Genomic DNA, 19,171 nt, shown 5'->3' with positions numbered 1-19,171 from the left:
AGGGCCCGGGATTAAGACCAGGCCCTTTCGTATTGTACGGGCAAGGAAATGTCCGTGTTCAGTTTACGGGCAGCATGTATGGGAAAATAAGGGTCCCGAAGTAATTCTCTGGCTATCATGACGAGGTCGGCATCACCGTTGACGAGTATGGTTTCGGCTTGTGCGGCATCGGTGATCATACCCACTGCGGAAGTCAGCATGCCGGTTTCTTTTTTTATTTTCGATGCAAAAGGCAACTGATAACCCGGCCCGACCGGAATTTTTTGATGCGGGACCAGGCCTCCTGTAGACACATCTATAAGGTCAACGCCTTTCTCTTTGAGTATATTGGTTAGTGCAACAGATTCTTCCGGATTCCATCCTCCTTCGGCCCAATCCGTTGCCGAGATCCTTACGAATATTGGTAGGGTATCGGGCCATACGGTTTTTATTTCCTCCACTATTTCGAGGAGCAGGCGTATGCGGTTCTCGAAGCTTCCGCCGTAAGCATCAGTTCTTTGGTTGCTCAGCGGAGAAAGAAATTGATGTAATAAATAGCCATGTGCAGCGTGAACTTCCACGACTTCAAATCCGGCACGATATACCCTTTCCGTCGCTTTTACAAAATCGGTAACGATGTTCCGGATACCTTCTTCGTCAAGAGCCAGCGGCATCGGGTAGGTATCGGAATAAGCAACAGCAGAAGGGGCAAATGTTTGCCAGCCACCCTCTTCGGGAAGTATTTCACCTCTTCCGTTCCAGGGTTCTGCCGTACTGGCTTTACGGCCTGCATGAGATAATTGTATGCCGGGAATAGCATGCTGCGCCTTGATAAAAGAGGTGATCTGCCGGAGTTTTTCTATATGTTCGTCTTTCCATATGCCCAGATCGTGGGGAGATATCCGTCCCTCCGGCGAAACCGCTGTCGCTTCGGCAATGATCAGGGCAGCCCCGCCAACGGCCCGGCTGCCCAGGTGTACCAGGTGCCAGTCGTTCGCAAAACCGTCTTCGGCCGAATACTGGCACATCGGGGAAACGATAATACGGTTTTTTAAACGTATGTTCTTTATCTCGAGGGGGTGAAAAAGTTTTGTCATATAATGGAGGTTTAACAATGAACCAAATTAGTGAAATATTTGATAAGCACCAATGGCGGGACCATACGGATAACCCGTAACATTAAAATCCGTGAGGTCCGTAATTTGGTTATCACGGTCCCCGTGGATTAGAATGTTCCCCGTTTTTTAAAAAAAGGAAGACAGGCTATTCTTATGGGTCTGCACTTTCATTAACCGGCAGGTGTTGCCCGTTTATAAAGGAAGAGAGATCACCCGCGAAGAATTCGGCTACGTTGGCAATACCTTCCACCTCCGCCGGTTGCCCTCTGGGAGAGGTGTCCAAAAGAGACCGGCGGGGAAATAACGACCCTGTAACAGATAAGGCACCGTAAAATGGGAATATAAGATTATTACTTTATTGATTTGTATTATAAGATTACAATAAAATAAAATTATTCGTACTTTTAAAGAGAGCTTTTTTAGTTCTAAAAAAATATACTACCTCAAAATCTATTATTATGCAAACAACCTACCTGGTGGGAGATCATCCCACATTCACCGAATTGTTTAAAAATGCCATAAAACAGTATGGCACTCTTACTGCCCTGGTCTACAGGGAATCCTCCTGGACCTATGACGATCTCGATCAGAAAACCAACCGGTTGGCCCATTGTCTTTTGGAAAGCGGTACGGAAAAGAACGAAATTATTGCGGTCTGCATGCCACAGTCTATGGAGCGGGTAATGGCTTTTCTGGCCGTTTTAAAGGCCGGGGCTACCTATTTGCCGATTGATCCCGGGTTACCGCAATCGCGGATCCGTTCCATGATTCAGGAGGCAGGCGTGCGGCGTGTTCTGACGGATGGCAACCACAATATGGATACGGATGCCGAAATCATCTCTCTTCACCGTATTATGAATTCTTATGCCTTTGCCCATGCCCCCTTTACCATGCCCGAAATACCTATTGATCCGGATCAGGGAGCGTATCTGATCTTTACTTCCGGGAGTACCGGGAAGCCGAAAGGGGTACTTGTCAGTCACAGGTCCCTGAGCAGTTTTGTACAGGCACAATCCGTTTTCCTGGAGCTGGAGAGCGGAATGAGGACACTTCAGTTCGCATCTCCCAGTTTTGATGCTGCCGTACTGGACCTGTGGGTCCCGCTCTCCAGGGGAGCTACCGTCTGTCTTTACCCTAATAATAAAATGGTGGGGAATGACCTGCTATCATTTATCAGGGATATGGAAATAGAACTTATACCTATTCTGCCTCCTGCGATCCTGGCCAGTCTTCCGGAAGATAAAACTATCGGAAAGCTCAAAACCATAGCCATTGGCGGGGAAGCAGGAAATGAGCACACCATCCGGAGCTGGTCCGGAAAGGTAAAGCTGATCAATAGTTATGGCCCGACCGAATCGACAGTAGCAGTAACCAATCATATTTTTACAGGGGATTCCGATCCCAGGATTATCGGAAAGCCCCTCCCTACCGCAACCTTGTATATTCTGAATGAAAATAATGACGAGGTAAGCCCGGGAGAAGCGGGAGAGCTGTATATAGGTGGAGTTCAGCTGGCATCCCGCTACCTGAACGACGATCAGTTATCCGGTAAGGCCTTTGTCTTCCTGAAGAGGAAAAACGAATCGGGAATACCCGAAAACATAAGAGTTTACAGGACAGGCGACCGGGTAAGGGCCCGGGAAGACGGTAACCTGGAATTCCTGGGACGAAAGGACGAACAGGTCAAAATAAGGGGCTACCGGATAGAGATCGGCGAGATAGAACACCATTTATCCGGTCATAAAGGAGTAGTTTCGGCCGCAGTAAAGCTGCATCGTACCGAAGAAAACGGGCTTCCCTGCCTTCTTGCTTTTATTCATGTGAGCGATTTTGATGCGTCCGGTCAACTGATATCGAAGATCCGTAAAAGCCTCATGGAAAAATTGCCGGAGTATATGATACCGGATAAATTCATCCCTGTAGAAAGGATGCCTTTGACACACGCAGGAAAAGTAGATAAAACCAAACTTGTTCCACCCGAAGGATTGTTCAGACAAAAACAGGATGTTTCCGGGAATACCGTCAGGGAGGTGCTGGCAGCAGGCTGGAAATATTTCCTGAATATTGATGAGGTCCGGGACAAGGATCATTTTTTTCATCTTGGGGGTCATTCCCTTATGCTGGCAAGCCTGATAAGCAATTTACCGGATGAATGGAAGGAACAGGTCAGTACCAGTGATTTTTACAGTTATCCGGTTTTCGGGGAAATTACCCGGGAGATTGAAAAAAGGATAGGACAAAAACAACCGGATGAAACGGAAAGAGTGGCAAAAATAAAGGAACAGCTTCGGGAAGATGCGATACTGGGAGAAGATTTCCGGGTACAAGGACCGCTTCCGGATACACAACTTTTGCGGGATCCGGGACACATATTACTGACCGGGGCTACGGGTTTTGTGGGGTCTCATTTGCTGGAGGAGTTGCTGTCCCATACCCGTGCCACCATATATTGCCTGGTCCGTGCTGAAAACCGGACCGGCGGGATGTCTCGCATCAAAGGAACATTTGAACGTTTTTTACTCGATTGGAAGGACGAGTACGATACCAGGATCGTTGCTATGCCAGGTGACCTTACCAGGGACAGGCTCAACCTGGAAACCGGAGATTATATGGCCCTGGCAGAAAAAACAGACGTGGTCTACCATTGCGGCAGTTCAGTGAGTTATCTGGAGCCTTATCCGGTGATACGAAAACCCAACATTGACGGGTTGAAAGGGATTCTCAGCTTTTCTGCGGCACAAAAAACCAAATTTCTGGTGTTGATGAGTTCTATGGGTGTGTTCAGTTGGGGGCGCCCCTTTACGGGAAAAACCTGGATGGACGAAAAGGATGATATCGACCAGAATCTCGAAGCTGTTTGCAGGGACCTTGGGTATATACGAACCAAATGGGTTATGGAAAAACTGGCTGCCGGAGCAAAAGACAAGGGGCTTCCGCTTATAAACCTTCGGTTAGGATTTGCCGTATGTAACGGCAAAACCGGTGCTACCGTATTGAACCAGTGGTGGGGAGCCTTGATAAGAAGTTGTGCCCTGATGAAAGCATTCCCCCTGGTCATGGGGCTCAAAGACGAATTGACTACAGTGGATTATATGGCACAGGCCATCCGGCATATCGGGATGTCTCCGGAAGCACTTGGAAAGGACTTTCACCTTTCGCCATTACCCGAAAACGATGTTTCCCTCACAGATTTCTGTGCCAAGATCAATGAATATTTTGGGATAAAGATGGAAGGGATCACTTTCGAAGCGTGGGTGGCCAGACTTCGTGCAAACCCGGAATTACCTGTTTATCCGTTACTGGGCCTGTTCACAGAAAAAGTGCATGCCGGAAAAACATTGGTGGAATCCTATGAACACACGTATTACTATAGAAGGGAGCATACGGAATCTCTACTGAAAAATACCGGAATTGTACCTCCGCGGTTCGACAGGAAGATTATGGAGCCCTATCTTAAATTTATGGGAGTACTGTAATATCCCTGTAGCCGGATTTTTGGTCAGGAGTACGACAGGCTGTCCGTTGGGGTGAAATTCCGGAAATACATTAAACAAGTGACCGGGGCCTCACCACCGGAAACAGCGGTGATTAACGGATAAAGGACTTCCGGTAAGCAGCAGGGCTCTTGCCGGAATGTTTTTTAAAGTAATTGCTGAAGTGCGAAGCTTCCAGGAAACCCAGGTGGTTTCCGATCTCTTTTATGGAAACATCTCCGGCAGATATTGGTTTTTCCTGATAAACTTGTTTCGCAAACAAAAAGAACCGCAATATGGGGTATCTGTTCCCCGCGATCACGGTTCCGTTCGGAATTATTAATAGTATTGTTTTTACCCGGTTGCCCCTATGGCATGAGTAAAATATATCAGTTCAGTCCTCTTTCTTCCAGAATAGCGTCCACTCCGGGATTCTTCCCCCGGAAGGCTTTATAGGCTTCTTTATAGTCAAGTGTATTTCCTCTGGAAAGGATCATGTCGCGGTAGCGTTGCCCGTTCTCGCGGGTGAGGCCCCCGTTCTCGTCAAACCATTTTCCCGTATCCAATGCCAGCATTTCCGTCCATAAATAAGCATAATAACTCGCCGCATAACCACCGCCGAATACATGGTTAAAATAAGTGGCGCGGTACCTTGGAGGAACATTTTGCATCCACAGGCTGTCTTTTTCCAGAGAATCTTTTTCGAAGGCATTTACGTCGAACTTATCTTCCGTTTCTTTCAGCGTATGGAAATTAAAGTCCATATTGGCTGCTGCCAGCACTTCCCCGAACGCAAATCCCTGGTTAAAGGTAGAAGCCTTTTTGATCTTTTCGATCAGGTTTTCCGGGATCTGTTCTCCCGTTTTGTAGTGAACCGCATAATTTTTAAGTACTTCCGGGAATAAGGCCCAATGTTCATTGGCCTGTGAAGGATATTCCACAAAATCCCTCGCAACAGATGTCCCGGAAATGGAAGGATATTGCTGGTTGGCAAAAAAGCCGTGCAGGGCATGCCCGAATTCATGAAATACGGTAGTGACTTCATCATAAGTTAAAAGAGCAGGTTCCCCGGCAGCAGGCTTCGTAAAGTTACATACATTATAGATCACCGGCTTTTTGTTCAGCAAATGCGACTGGGTTACAAAATTACTCATCCAGGCTCCGCCGCGTTTGCTTTCGCGGGCAAAGAAATCCCCGTAAAACAATCCCAGGGGGGAACCGTCTTCTTCGAATAGCTCGTAAACCAGAACATCCGGGTGATAGACAGGAATGTCCGTCCTTTGCTTAAAAGTAATACCGTAAAGCCTGGTAGCGGCAAAAAACACCCCTTTTTCCAGAACCGTTTTTAATTCGAAATAAGGTTTTATCTGGTTTTCATCCAGGTCGTACTTTGCTTTCCGGACCTTTTCCGCATAAAAATTCCAGTCCCACGGTTGTAACGAAAACGACCCTCCTTCCGAATCGATCATTTTTTGGATTTCAAGTGCTTCTTCATTTACCCTCGCTACGGTAGGGGGAACAAGTTCTGCAAAGAACCCGCCTACTGTTTGTGTATTTTTTACCATAGTGTCCTGAAGGTTCCAGGATGCGTAATCGGAAAAACCGAGCAGTTTTGCTTTCCGTATGCGGAGGGCCACAATTTCCCGGATGATCTCCAGAGTGGAATACGCGCCGCCATCGGTCCGGTTCCAGCTTTTATTAAAGAGTTCCTCACGCGTTTCCCGGTCGGTGAGTGACTGGGTGAGGGGTTGCTGGGTTGTATTCAGAATGGGAATTTTCCATTCTTCCTTTCCTTCCGCTTTCAGCGAACTGATCTCCCCGACCGATAGCCCGGCCAGTTTGGTGGAATCTTTAATGATCAACGCGGCCTTATTGTTGGCCTCCTGAAGGGTTTGGCTGAATTTATTTTCGAGGGAAGCGAGTTTTGTATTGATTTCCCTGAGCTTTGTTTTATCAGCATCGGACAGATTTGCCCCTGCTTTTACGAATTTCTGATATCTTACTTCTATTAATTTGATGTCTTCTTTTTTCAGACCCAGGTCATTGCGCTGGTCGTATAAGGTTTTAATACGTTGAAAAAGTTTGGGGTTCAGTAATATATTATCCCGGTGTTCTGCGAATTTCGGGGACATTTCGGCATCCAGTTTTTTCAGCACATCGTTAGTATGCGCACCTGTCAGTGAATGGAACACATTGCTCACACGGTCGAGCGGTTCGTGTGCTCTTTCCATGGCTACCAGGGTATTCTCAAAGGTGGGAGCCTCCTCATTATCGGCAATTTTGCGGATAGCTTCCGTTTCTGCCTGTAAGGCATATTCCAGGGCCGGTTTGAAATCGTCATTTTTGATCTTTGAAAAATCGGGAGCAGCATACGGAAGGCTGCTTTCCTGTACAAGCGGGTTGTTCTTCATATTTTCGGCAGTAAATTTTTTTGATACAGTTGCCTCATTTTTCTCCTTACAGCCAAAAAACGCTAGTAAAAGAACAGACAAAAGCGTAATGTTTTTGGTTTTCATCGCATGATGTTTAAGTGAACCCAAAATTAGAAAAGTTTCCGTAATAAATATTCATATGCTGTTGTGAACCTGTCGGTAAAAAAACGAAGTGCCAGGAAACGTAGCTGTTTTGAAAACGGAAAATTTCGGGAGATAGTAATGCATAAAAAAAAGGCGGAGTTAAACTCCACCTTTTTGCCCCAAATCTTACCATGAACTTAACCTACTTATGCTATGGTGATCCAAATGTAAAGCAAACATTTTTCTGGGAATAATTATTTCGACAAAAAGCGAATTAAAACGTTTAAATGCTGTTGGAGGATAATGTTGCTGGACATGCTGTAATATATACCCTTTCGGAACGATAGGGAATTTCTTAACCTGAAACCCTTTTATCAGTAGGGAGCCGGGAATTTTCACCGACAAAAATACGCATAAAATAATAGCGTAGGGCTGAGCCGCAAATATTCCTTTTGTTATTGTACCGGGTAACCTGTTCCCTATGGCATGGCAAACATCAGCTCCAGGTCTTTGGTAACCGGAGCATTATCTTTCCGGGTTTCCATAATGTCGGCCATGAAGTCCCACCATTTCCGCATCAACGGATGATCGGGAAGAGAATCCACGGTATGATTATCCGCAACTTTCATCAATGCAAATAAAATATCACTCTCCTCATCGAGAAAAATGTGATATTCCCGTATGCCGGAATCCGTAAGCAGGGAATGCAGTTCGGGCCATATTTCGTCGTGTCTTTTCCTGTATTCGTGTTGCTGACCTTTTTTCAGGTACATTTTAAAAGCTATGGTTTTCACAGTGGGTCTGTTAGTTAATGATGATGCGGATGTCCTCGTTGCTCTTTGATTCGGGTGAAACGGTGAGCATTTTTTCTTGCTCATTATACGGTACCGGAGCCTTTTTCCCGTTTATTACAACAGAGGCCGGTTTTTTGTCCGTATGCACTTTTATTTGGTAGGACCGGTCCGCAACCTTGTATTTTCCTTCCGGTGTTTTGATGTCTATAACAAACCCTTCGGAATTTTTTTGGGCGGAAATATGTGTAATGGCATATTTTCCCTTTTGATAGTCGGTACTTATACCGTCATCTTCATACAACCCGAAAGAGGATTTTTCACCCGGGTAAATATCCAGATTAATGGTATCTATGCTTTCCTCACCGACATAATTTGGCGGTTTTTGAGAAGGGATAATAGCTCCTTCCCTTACGAACATGGGCATCTGGTCCAGCGGACATACCACGTTGAGGTATTGCTTTCCCTTGTGGGTTTCTCCTGTCCAGTAGTTGGTCCAGTTGCCTTCGGGCAGATAAACAACACGGGTCCGGGCCCCTTTGGTCGTTACGGGACATATCATCAGGTCCCGGCCCAGCAGGTACTGATCTGTAATATTATAAACATTGGGATCGTTCTGGCAGTGAAGGACCAATGCGCGCATAAGCGGAGTTCCCCGGGTGTACATCTCATATGAATAGCTGTACAGGTAGGGGAGCAGGCTGTAGCGAAGTTTTGTGTATTTACGGAAAATTTCCAGTGCCTCTTCACCATAACTCCAGGGCTCTTTATAAGTAGGGTGATCCATGCCGAACAGGTGCGCTACGGGACTGAGCAGGCCGAACTGGGTCCATCGGATGTAAAGTTCCGGGTCCGCCTCATGTTCGAAACCTCCCGAGCAATGTGCCCAGTACCCTACGCCGGAGAGACCGATATTGAGGCCGGCTTTTATTACAGGTTCAAAGTATTGCCATTCGCTTGGCCAGTCGCCTGCGAAGATAAAAGGATAGCGCTGTATTCCCGCGTAACCTTCGCGGGTATGGTTCATACCCCGCATTTGGTTGTGTTCTGCAAATTTTTCGTAAGGTGCTTTGGCATAAGCAACAGGAAATATATTGTGAAGCATTTTAACGTTTTCTCCCTGCGGCCCTGTTTTATTACTTTCGTTAGCTTTACGGCCAAAAGCGCTTCCTTCGTCGGTTTTGAAAAACATGGCCCCGATACCGGCAACCCGCATGGCCCCGTTCTCCCACCACCAGTCTACCGATTTCTCGTCGAAGAAATTTACAAACTCTCCGGGCTTACCGTTTTCCGGATAGGTAAAACCTTTTTTACGGGCCTGGTCCAGAAGGTCCAGTTCATTCCCGTTGTCGAACCGTGGCCTTACGTGCAGCCCTACCATATGCAGGTTTTGGGCATACAGGCTGTCAAACATGGCCTCGGGATTTTTAAAGGTTTCCCGCCATTCGAAAGTAGTAGCGCCGCTACCACCGTTTTTTCCGAAAATTCTCCAGGTGGAATCCAGGTGGAGCACATCAATGGGGATTCCCATATCGCGGAACTTTTTTACCAGTTCTACAGGATACTGGTCGGATGTCTGCGCTTCATGCCCCCAGGTCCCTCCGCTGTAGGTGCCTACCTGTAATCCCAGTCCGAAATAAGGCAGTAAGGGAGATTTCCCCGTAATGGAAGTGTATCTGTCGAGTATGGAAGGGAAGTCCGGTCCGTACATAAAATAATAATCCAGTTCCCCGCCTTCGGCCTGAAAACTGTACATTTCATCAGATGCGGAACCCATGTTCCATGTTGTGGGCCAGGCATTGTGGAAGAAAATTCCATAACCCCTGGTACTCATAAAAAAAGGCACGGGCGAATAATTGGCCTCGAGTACGTTATAGGCACCTATAATATGAGGCCTGCCAAGTCCACGGCCTACATTAAGCCTTACTTTTTTACCTCTCCGGTCCAGGAAGTCCATGCGTTCGCCGAAACCGAAAAAACTTTCTCCGGGAAATAGCTTTTTGGCAGAACCCACGGATTCCCCTTCGGCAAAACCTCCGCCCGAAGGCATATTTTCAGAAGACAGTATATTCCCTTTCTTATCATAGATGTCGAGTTGAAAAGGATTTTTTTGTACATGTAAGGTAAGAAGCGCTGTCTTTATCACATATTCATCATTTTGATCCGCGGTTTCTATTTTTATCCCGGGCCAGTCGTATGTCGATACCATCCAGGGTTCGTTTTCTTCGAACTCTCCGTTCCAACTGGTGCGAATTCTTACAATACCTTCCGTGCAAAATTCCAGTTGTACGTTGGCATTAGCTCCGGAGAAAAATATTTTATTGTCTTCCTGTCTTACGGAGCGCACATTCCCTATGCCGGTCTGAGCAGAACAAAAGTGCTGTATCACGGTACAAAAGAGAAAAAAGAAGGAGAATCTTATTACTTTGTTCATTGAAGTCATTGTATTTTTAAAGAGTTTGGCATCGGATAAAGAAGGTGTACAAAGCGGAAGTACTCATTATATCCGCGTTGGGTTTCCTTCGGGACCCTCTTATTGCAAAAATAATTTTAGTCTTTATGGGACAGATTCCCCGTTGTTTGCGATGAGATTGTTAACATCTTTCGCTTCATACCCTGCATGCCTGCATCGGGGGCAGTCCATTCGGAATGGTGTATATAACCGCTTTCCTTTTTTCCTGTAGCAAAAAAGCGAAGGAAGAAGCCAAATGTATGCAGGATTTTCTGGAGGAGCATCCTGTACTATACTGGTTTGGTGAATGTAGGCATCATCCGGAAGTGTTCCGTTGAAAAAGAAATTCCCCGGAAGGACCTTCCCCCGGGGAATTTATATTATTGTGATAACGGATCAGTAGCCCGGATTCTGCCAGGCGGACTTTTGCGCATCCGATAAGTTGGTGCCGTCTTCGTTTAGCAATCCATCGATGAACGATTGTGGTATTGGACGAAGCTCATGCTTATTGGCAGTAATGTTAACGGCTTCCGGATTAAAGGCCTGTGCCCGTTTGATCAAGGTCCCTGTGCGGGACAATGTTTCCCAGCGTTGCCATTCACCCAGCAACTCGCGGGTACGTTCGTTCAGGATAAAATTCAATGCACGGTCATAGCTGCCGGAAGCGCCGATCCTGGCCAGGATAGCCTCATCTTCTTCCGGCAGGTTATCGGGAAATGAAGTCAACATTAGGTCAGATGCTGCTGTTGTAACAGGGATATCCGGATTTGACAGGTAATAGGTATTCATGTTTAAATTGGAATTGATATATTTCTCTGCTGCACTTCCGGTATTCAGGGAATTGTTTTCAAATGCCTGGGAACCGTCACTGTAGTAAGATCTGTTCTCTCCGCTTTTCCATTGGGCCCTTTCACGAACAATGTTAATGTCATTCATAGCATTGCCGTACTGATTAAGGCGCACATAGCATTCTGCTCTGATAAGATAGGTCTCTGCCAGACGTGCCATGGTTACATCGCGATGAGCATCGCCCTTTTCTGCAGTACGGGAACCATCGTCCGTTTTATTGATCCCGGCAAAGAAATTACAAATGGGCTGGTTTTTAAACCGGGGAGCAACATATTCTCCGTTTTGATATAAAACAAGTGAATTAGGGACCCATTGTCCTGCTTCACTGGTCAGGGACCCGGAAGATGGGGTTTGACGGCCACCCAATTTCCATTCGGGTAAACGGCCTTCCGTATCTACCCAATCAGGATTTTGAACAAATGCCCCGAAATTGTAATTGTTATAGGTATTGTCATCCTTGGTGTTGAGAATCATAACAATTCCCGGATCTCCTGTTTCTACGCCTAAATCCTGTTCCGGGACGTTGTTCGCACCGTAAACGGTTTTAAAAGTCTTCCACATACGGGCATCGTTTACGTGGTCAAAAACGGCATAACTGTATTCGGTAGGCCTGCAACGTTGAAAATCCATACCGCCTATCCATACACCACGTTGGACCCAACCTCCTGAAAAGCTGGAGAATTGGGGATTAAAGTAGTTATAGGTACGGTTACCGAAGCGTCCTTTAGTAGCCCCGTCCGCATTGTATCCGGCGGCCATCAAAATTTCATCGAGTTGTTCAGCTTCAGAATCGACACCTGTCCAGTTGGCATAAAGGTCGCTGTAATTACCGGCCAGCGCTCCACGGGCACCAATAGCGTAAGAACAGGCTTCTATAGCTTCGTTAAGATCGGTTTCTTTATAGGAGCTGTTCCATGAATCATTGCGTTCGGAAGAACGGAACAGCAAGGCTTTTGCAAGGAAATGGGCGGCAGTGGCTTTAGTCCAGGTAATTCCTTTGCCATAGGTGAAAACTTCCCCTTCAAACAGCTCATAGGCATTTCGGAAATCGGAGATTACCTGTTCCCAGCACTCCTCTTCCGTCGCCCGTTCGAAATTGCGGACTACTCCGACAGCAGGTTCGGTCTGAAGTACGACACCGCCATATTGCGCGGTTAAACGATAGTAGTTATAGCCGCGTAAAAAGTAAGCATGGGCCAGACAACGGTTGCGTGTCTGTTCGTTTTCAATGACCTCGGGAGCCTTGGCGATTATGGTATTGGCTGATGCTATACCGTAGTACATCTGGTCCCAGAGGGCGGCGGGTGAGGTGGCATTTTTGTTTGCAGCACCGGTTTCCGGACTGGCACCCAACGGTCCGAGGCGGTTGTCATAAGTGTTCCACATTTCGTTGGTCAGGTCATTGGCGTTTGTGAATTCATCGGTTCCGTACAGGGTAATTCCGTATGCCCATTCATAACCGAAATGCCACCGAATATTACCATAAAGAGATACGGTAAGCTCTTCAATCCCTTCGGGAGTGTCGAAATAGTCCGTTGAATATTGGGTCTTCAATTCTTCATCGAGGAAATCCTTGCTACAGGAGCATACGGATAACCCCATGATCAAAACAAGATAAATCGTTATATTTTTAATACTATTCATTGTCGTATATTTTTAGAGATGTTTCCATTTCACACTACTTATATTCCAATATCGATTCCAACGGCAAAACTGCGGTTGAATATTGTCGAGTTCACATCGAAGTCATACCAGTCGAGGGATTGATAAATACTACCGGGATTAAGGGCCTGGGCATAAATTTTCATATTGTTCAAACCGAGTTTGGCGCAAAGGTCACCGGGTAGATTATATCCCAGGGAGATGGTCCTGATTTTGATAAATGAAGCTTTTCTAAAGCCGAGGATCCCGGAAAAATCGTCCTGTGACCCGGAAGTTGCCTGCCCGAGAATAGGCTTTTGAAATTCGGCATCCGGATTGTCCGGAGTCCAGTAATCTACCTCCATTTGATTGCTGTGAGCTGTCATAGCCTGCCCTTCCAGGGAAGCTGTATATCCCAGACGGGAATAGGTATTTATTCCCAATTCGAAGTTTTTATAAACAAAGGTGTTGTTCCATCCTATGGTCCACCTGGGCGCACTGTTACCTAAAACAACACGGTCTTCAGTGGTCATTTCATAGTCGCCATTCTGATCTTTGGGACGCACATTTCCCGGTGAAAAATCATAGCCGTTGGCATTCCATCGTTCCATTTCGGCACGATCTTCGGCGGTATCCTGCCACATACCTTCATTGTCATACCCGTATTCGACTTCTATGGAGTTCCCTATAAACCACTGGTTGTCTATCATATCGTTCCTGCCATAGGCCAGTTCTTCAATTTCGTCTTTTTGCCAGGCCGCATTAATATTCGTGTCCCAGGCGAAGCCGCCTTTTGTTTCTATAGGGGTGGCGTTGAGCGTAACTTCAATTCCGCGATTGTTTGTTTTACCTATATTGGCAAATGTGGAAGGGAAACCGGTCAGGGTAGGGATCTTGACTTCCATGAGCAAATCCCTGGTATAGGATTTATAAGCTTCAATACTACCGTTAATCCGATTGTTGAACATTGCAAAATCCAGACCTATGTTATATTGGGTCGTTTTTTCCCAGCCGAGTGCGGGATTAGCCATGGAGAGTTGGTTGTTGGAGTAGTACGGTTCATTGGTGGTGTAGCCTACCTGATTCCCTATGCCGTTAAACGGCAGGTATATTTGTGTAATGTCTCCTTTCGTTGCATAGGGGTCAACAGCGGAATTCCCTGTCGTACCAACGCCAAAACGAAGTTTCAGGTCGGTAAGCCAATCCGTATCGCTCAGGAAATTTTCCTGTTTGATGCGCCAGGCCAGTGCCGCCGACGGGAAAAAATCCCATTTATAACCTTCCGCAAGTTGGGAAGCACCGTCCCAGCGACCGGAAAAGGTTAATAAATAACGGTCATCAAACCCGTAATTTACACGGACCATGTACGAACTGAGCTGGCGTTCGGTAAGCCCGGAGCTCATACTGGCATTGTTGTCGGGATTGGTAATATCTATAGTTCCGAAAGCATTCCACAAATACGATTCCTTGGGGATGTTATTCGCACTCATGGCCGACTCTTCAATATTCCATGACGAGGCTGTTTGAAGCAACGTGAGGCCCACGTTATGGACATCCGCAAAGGTCCTGTTATACGAAATGATATTATCGAGGGTCCACGAGAGGTCTCGTCGGTTCCTGAGACGGCCAAAATTGGTTCCGGGGCTGCCATCGGAGTTGATCCTGTGTGCCGAGGTACCATCGATATAAACACCTTCTCTCCAGTGGCGGAAATCCGGACCGAAACTGATTTTATAACTTAGCCCCTTCAGGTCTTCTGCTATTTCACCGACATCAAAGGTTGCGGAGAAACTTCCCAGGGCGCGCATGGTCTGGGACAACTGGGTACTTTTATTCCATTCATCCATTATCGTGTAAATTCCGGACTCACCACCGGGATTAATTACCAGGTTCCCTTGTGCATCATAGGGAACAGCCATATTGTAAATGGATTTGGCCGTACCGTAGATAGCATCGGGAACAGAATTGCTGCGTCCTCCTAAGCGGGACATTCCGTAATCCTGTTCACTCCATGTTATGTTCATGGAAGCGTTTAAAGTAAACCAATCCGTCGGTTTGATCTCTGCGCTGAGTTTTGCCGTATAGCGTTCATAAGACTGTCCTCTCTGGGTTCCTTCATTGTTCAAATACCCGAAAGAGCCGTAAGCATTCATCTTTTCGGTACCTCCGCTTGCACTGATATTGTGCTCGGTAGTAATTCCCGTTCGTGTTACAAAATCGGTCCAGTCCGTATTGGTTACTCTCGAAGGGTCCCAGGAGCCATTCTCCCAGCCTTTTAAAACATTGTCCCTGGAGGTTTGACCATCGAGGGCGCTATCGAAAATTATCCGGTCATTTTCGTATGTGGGAGCATCCGGATGTGCATATGTCTCAGAATCCAGGTTATAGGCGGCCCAACGGCGAAATTCAATAAAATCGGCAGCGCTCATGGACGGAGCCCTGTCAATAATGTCGGAGGTGGTCACCACTCCCGAATAGTTCAGCGAAAACCTTCCGGGTTTACCTTGCTTGGTGCTTACGATAATTACGCCATTAGCCCCACGTGAACCGTAAATGGCAGTTGCGGAGGCATCCTTGAGGACTTCAATGGATTCAATGTCTCTCGGGTTCAGGGTCTCGATTGCTGAGGGAGACATTAACGGTACCCCGTCAACCACATAAAGAGGGGCATTGCTTGCAGACAGGGAGCGGTTACCGCGAATACGGATGGTGCCTACAGTACCCGGACGTTGACTGCTTGTAATGTCTACACCGGCGGCCTTACCCTGTAAAGCCTCAAAAGCATTATTTACGGGTAATGTCATCAGTTCTTCCGAGCCGACACTGACGATAGCCCCGGTGACATCGCTTTTTTTCTGGGTGCCGTATCCTATTACTACTACTTCATCCAGTTGCGAACTGCTTTCCTGCATCACTACATCTATGGTGAAAGAGGAACCTATCGTCCTTTCTACGGTCTCCATTCCAATATAGGAAAAAGTCAGTGTTTCTCCTGCGGAGGCATTTATTTCATAATTCCCGTCAAAGTCGGTGACTGTGCCCGTATAGGTGCCCTTTATCAGGACATTTACGCCGGGGATCGGGACTCCGGAAGGGTCGGTTACGGTACCCTGTACCGTTATCTGCCGGGCATGGCCTGTAGTGCAGATCAACATACACAGGACAAGGCCGAGTAAAGTTTTCATTTGGTTTTTCATTGGCTTGGTATTTAGTGGTTAATTGATATTGTACACCTCCCGTTAGTGTAGACGGGATGATAAAGCTGTACAACCAAATGTATTCAGAGATACTTGTGTAAGTGTCCTGTACTGTGCTGTTTACCTGTTCTGTAATTAGGTGGATTTGGACAGGATAGTACAGGATGCTACTTTTTCCGTTTCGTTCTAATTTTAACTTCAGTATGCAAAAAAGCGGAAGGCTATTATTTTTGTTTTTTTGTGTGAAAGAATCTAAAAACCGATCTTTTATTTTCTGTCCGGGGCGGGTGTACGGAACCGCAGGTGAGATATGAAGGTCGTTCCCCGAACAAAAACAAATTAACCGGAATCAAATAGTTTAAACGGCTATGATAAAACATTACTTCCTGATCTTCCTTTTGTGTATAGGCCACGTGTCCCGGGCCCAGGAAGAAACCCGGGATAACGAAGCATGGCCGGCAGGGAAAATTTATGCCAAACCATGGACCCGATGGTGGTGGATGGGAAGCGCGGTAGACAAAAAAAATATTACCGGGAACCTCTCGGCTTTGCATAAAGCGGGGATCGGTGGCGTGGAGATCACACCTATTTACGGTGTTAAAGGAGAAGAAGAAAACTTCATCGGCCATTTATCTCCCCGGTGGATCGAGATGTTGCACCATACTGTTAAAGTAGCGGACAGTCTGGGAATGAAAGCAGATATGGTCATGGGCACCGGATGGCCCTATGGCGGACCGCAGGTAGAACCGGAATTCGCAGCCGGTAAACTGACATTCCGCAAATACCAGATAAAAGCAGGGAAAACGTTTGATCGTGAAATAGAGCCCGAAGATCCGGCACATCATCCTCATACCAGGCTGCAATATGTATTTGCCTATGATGAGGGAGGGGAGTTTACGGATCTTAGCGGGCACCTTGATGAAAACCGTCTTCGCTGGGAAGCAGACGATGCTGATTACACGCTATATGCGGTTTTCGGTGACAAAACAGGGCAAAAAGTAAAGCGGGCCGCCCCGGGAGGAGAAGGACTGACCCTGGACCATTACTCCAAAGAAGCTTTCGAAGATTATGCCAAGCCTTATGACACGGCTCTTAAAGACATGAAAAGCAAATTGCGAGCCGTATTTAACGACAGCTATGAAGTGTACGGTACGGATTATACCCCCCGTTTCTTCGAGGCATTTAAAAAACTACGGGGTTATGATCTGGCTCCTTATTTTCCTTTTTTACTCGATACCATACCGGGAGAAACAGCTAACCGGGTGAAAAGTGATTACCGGGAAACCATATCCGATCTTCTGCTTGAGAACTTTGTCGATAACTGGACGGAATGGGCGCATAGCAACGGATTCGAAAGCAAGCTCCAGGCCCACGGTTCCCCGGGAAACCTGATAGACCTCTATGCCGCTGCCGATATTCCGGAGTGCGAAACCTTTGGCTCCATGCCTTTTGATATACCGGGCCTTCGCAGGGAAACATCCGACATACGCAAGGGGGATGCGGACCGGATTATGCTCAAATTTGCTTCTTCCGCAGCCCACATTGCCGGGAAACCCCTGGTGTCGTCCGAAACGTTTACCTGGCTGCGCGAGCATTTTAAGACAGCATTGTCGCAATGTAAACCGGAGGTGGAAGAACTTTTTATCTCCGGGGTCAATCACGTGTTTTTGCACGGTACAACCTACGCTCCCGAAAGAGCGGTTTGGCCGGGCTGGAAATTTTACGCATCTGTCAACTTTCATCCGAACAATACCATCTGGAAGGATATCCCCGATATGTTTTCATACATAAGCCGTTGCCAGGCGATACTGCAGGAAGGAGAACCCGGCCGGGACGTATTGCTTTACTGGCCGGTGTATGATACCTGGGGAAAAAACCTTGGCGGTTCACGCTTCTTTCAGTTTAAAATACATGCTCTCGGTGAATGGCTGCACGGCACCTCCTTCTATGAGACGGCTAATGAACTCCTGGATAACGGGTATGCCGTAGACTTTGTTTCCGATCGGTTTATAGCACAGGCAGAAGCGGCAGCAGGAGATTTGCAACTCCCGGGAGGCCGTTATAAGGCTATTGTAATCCCGGATTGCGAAAAAATGCCGCTCACTACCTTAAAAAAGCTTCTGGAGCTTAAAAAACAGGGGGCCAGGATCATTTTTTTGGGAACTCCCGAATCGGTCCCGGGATTGTACAATTACAGTGAACAAAATGCGGAATTGCAACAGCTTCTATCCAAAAACCACATCGATAAGGAAACAGGCGATCATGTGGTTTCTTCACTGGAGGCTATAGGGATCAGTCCCGAAAAAGTATCGGATTTCGGGCTTAAGTTCATCAGGAGAGAGTATAAGGGCGGCAAGTTTTATTTTCTTGTCAATCACGGTAGCAAAGCGGTAAATGAAATGATCCCCTTGCGGGTAAAGGCAAAACAGGTCCGGATCATGGACCCGATTTCCGGCAGGTCGGGGGTGGCAAAGCTATCCGAACAGGGAGATTATACCAGGGTAAGGGTACAGATAAAACCGGGGGAAAGCCTTTTCCTGCATACTTCGGAAACAGACAAGGGAGGAGAACCCTGGAGGTATTATGAAGAGGGAAAGGTGTATCCCCTGACAGGGAAGTGGAAGCTCTCTTTCCTGAACGGGGGCCCTGAACTTCCGCGAGACATATCTATAAGCGATCTCGGGTCGTGGACAACTTACGGCCCCGGATATGAGGCCTTTTCCGGAACGGCAAAATATGTACTGGAATTTGACAGGCCCGAAGAGGAGGCAGAAAACTGGAAACTCAACCTTGGTGATGTCAGGGAAAGTGCCCGGGTATGGCTCAACGGAAAATATGTGGGTTGCGCATGGTCTGTTCCGTTTATTCTCGAAACAGGAGAATTGAAGAAAAAGAAAAATGTACTTGAAATAGAAGTCACGAATCTTGCAGCCGATCGTATCCGCGATATGGAATTGAAAGGAGAGGAATGGAAAATTTTTTACGATGCCAATATTGTAAACCGGAACTATAAGAAATTCGATGCTTCCCGTTGGGATCCCATGCCTTCCGGACTGTTGGGGCCGGTATCTCTCGTACCCCTGTACGCAACAACCGAGACAGAAAATTAAGGTTTGCCATAGCCTATATATTACCTCCGGTTAAAAATACCGGTG

The 19,171-nt window shown here is 46.9% G+C and carries 9 protein-coding genes; 2 read left to right on the top strand and 7 right to left on the bottom strand.

Features of this window, described 5'->3' with window-relative positions; all coding sequences use genetic code 11:
• Window positions 1-11: 11 nt before the first annotated feature.
• Window positions 12-1,076, bottom strand: a complete 1,065-nt coding sequence (namA, locus tag ED312_RS19555) for an NADPH dehydrogenase NamA (protein WP_123217719.1) — start codon at window positions 1,074-1,076, stop codon at window positions 12-14.
• 479 nt (window positions 1,077-1,555) lie between these two features.
• Here namA and ED312_RS19550 point away from each other — a divergent pair, with 479 nt between their 5' ends.
• Window positions 1,556-4,573 carry a non-ribosomal peptide synthetase gene (locus ED312_RS19550; protein WP_123217718.1) on the top strand — a complete coding sequence of 1,006 codons (3,018 nt, stop codon included), beginning with the start codon at window positions 1,556-1,558 and terminating at the stop codon, window positions 4,571-4,573.
• Window positions 4,574-4,685: 112 nt separating this feature from the next.
• Here ED312_RS19550 and ED312_RS19545 read toward each other — a convergent pair whose 3' ends face one another.
• The 6 genes from ED312_RS19545 to ED312_RS19515 all read right to left on the bottom strand — a co-directional run bounded on the left by ED312_RS19545 (window position 4,686) and on the right by ED312_RS19515 (window position 16,016).
• Window positions 4,686-4,892, bottom strand: coding sequence for a helix-turn-helix domain-containing protein (locus ED312_RS19545; RefSeq protein ID WP_240643151.1), 207 nt, complete (start codon window positions 4,890-4,892; stop codon window positions 4,686-4,688).
• 67 nt (window positions 4,893-4,959) lie between these two features.
• Window positions 4,960-7,086 carry a M3 family metallopeptidase gene (locus ED312_RS19540; protein ID WP_123217716.1) on the bottom strand — a complete coding sequence of 709 codons (2,127 nt, stop codon included), beginning with the start codon at window positions 7,084-7,086 and terminating at the stop codon, window positions 4,960-4,962.
• 479 nt (window positions 7,087-7,565) lie between these two features.
• Window positions 7,566-7,880: an L-rhamnose mutarotase gene (gene rhaM / locus ED312_RS19535; protein WP_123217715.1), complete on the bottom strand. Its 315-nt coding sequence runs from the start codon at window positions 7,878-7,880 to the stop codon at window positions 7,566-7,568.
• Window positions 7,881-7,890: 10 nt separating this feature from the next.
• On the bottom strand, window positions 7,891-10,311 hold the full coding sequence (locus tag ED312_RS19530; RefSeq protein WP_123217714.1) for a glycoside hydrolase family 31 protein: 2,421 nt from the start codon (window positions 10,309-10,311) through the stop codon (window positions 7,891-7,893).
• A 414-nt stretch (window positions 10,312-10,725) separates the two neighbouring features.
• Entirely contained in the window at window positions 10,726-12,822 is a 2,097-nt protein-coding gene (locus tag ED312_RS19520) for a RagB/SusD family nutrient uptake outer membrane protein (protein ID WP_123217712.1), read from the bottom strand.
• 38 nt (window positions 12,823-12,860) lie between these two features.
• The gene (locus ED312_RS19515) at window positions 12,861-16,016 is read right to left on the bottom strand and encodes a SusC/RagA family TonB-linked outer membrane protein (protein ID WP_123217711.1); all 3,156 of its coding nucleotides are present in this window, start codon (window positions 16,014-16,016) and stop codon (window positions 12,861-12,863) included.
• A gap of 368 nt (window positions 16,017-16,384) precedes the next feature.
• On the opposite strand from ED312_RS19515, the gene ED312_RS19510 reads away from it, so the two are divergent.
• Entirely contained in the window at window positions 16,385-19,126 is a 2,742-nt protein-coding gene (locus tag ED312_RS19510) for a glycosyl hydrolase (protein ID WP_123217710.1), read from the top strand.
• The last annotated feature ends 45 nt before the right edge of the window (window positions 19,127-19,171 follow it).

It is taken from the genome of Sinomicrobium pectinilyticum (assembly GCF_003725735.1).
GTDB lineage: Bacteria > Bacteroidota > Bacteroidia > Flavobacteriales > Flavobacteriaceae > Sinomicrobium > Sinomicrobium pectinilyticum.
Note: the sequence above shows the minus strand (reverse complement) of the source record. Positions and strands in the feature narration are given on the sequence as shown.

Coding starts and splice junctions, on each gene's coding strand:
- namA (WP_123217719.1), bottom strand. CDS start 1,076: ATGACAAAACTTTTTCACCCCCTCGAGATAAAGAACATACGTTTAAAA.
- ED312_RS19530 (WP_123217714.1), bottom strand. CDS start 10,311: ATGAACAAAGTAATAAGATTCTCCTTCTTTTTTCTCTTTTGTACCGTG.
- ED312_RS19540 (WP_123217716.1), bottom strand. CDS start 7,086: ATGAAAACCAAAAACATTACGCTTTTGTCTGTTCTTTTACTAGCGTTT.
- ED312_RS19510 (WP_123217710.1), top strand. CDS start 16,385: ATGATAAAACATTACTTCCTGATCTTCCTTTTGTGTATAGGCCACGTG.
- ED312_RS19550 (WP_123217718.1), top strand. CDS start 1,556: ATGCAAACAACCTACCTGGTGGGAGATCATCCCACATTCACCGAATTG.
- ED312_RS19520 (WP_123217712.1), bottom strand. CDS start 12,822: ATGAATAGTATTAAAAATATAACGATTTATCTTGTTTTGATCATGGGG.
- ED312_RS19515 (WP_123217711.1), bottom strand. CDS start 16,016: ATGAAAAACCAAATGAAAACTTTACTCGGCCTTGTCCTGTGTATGTTG.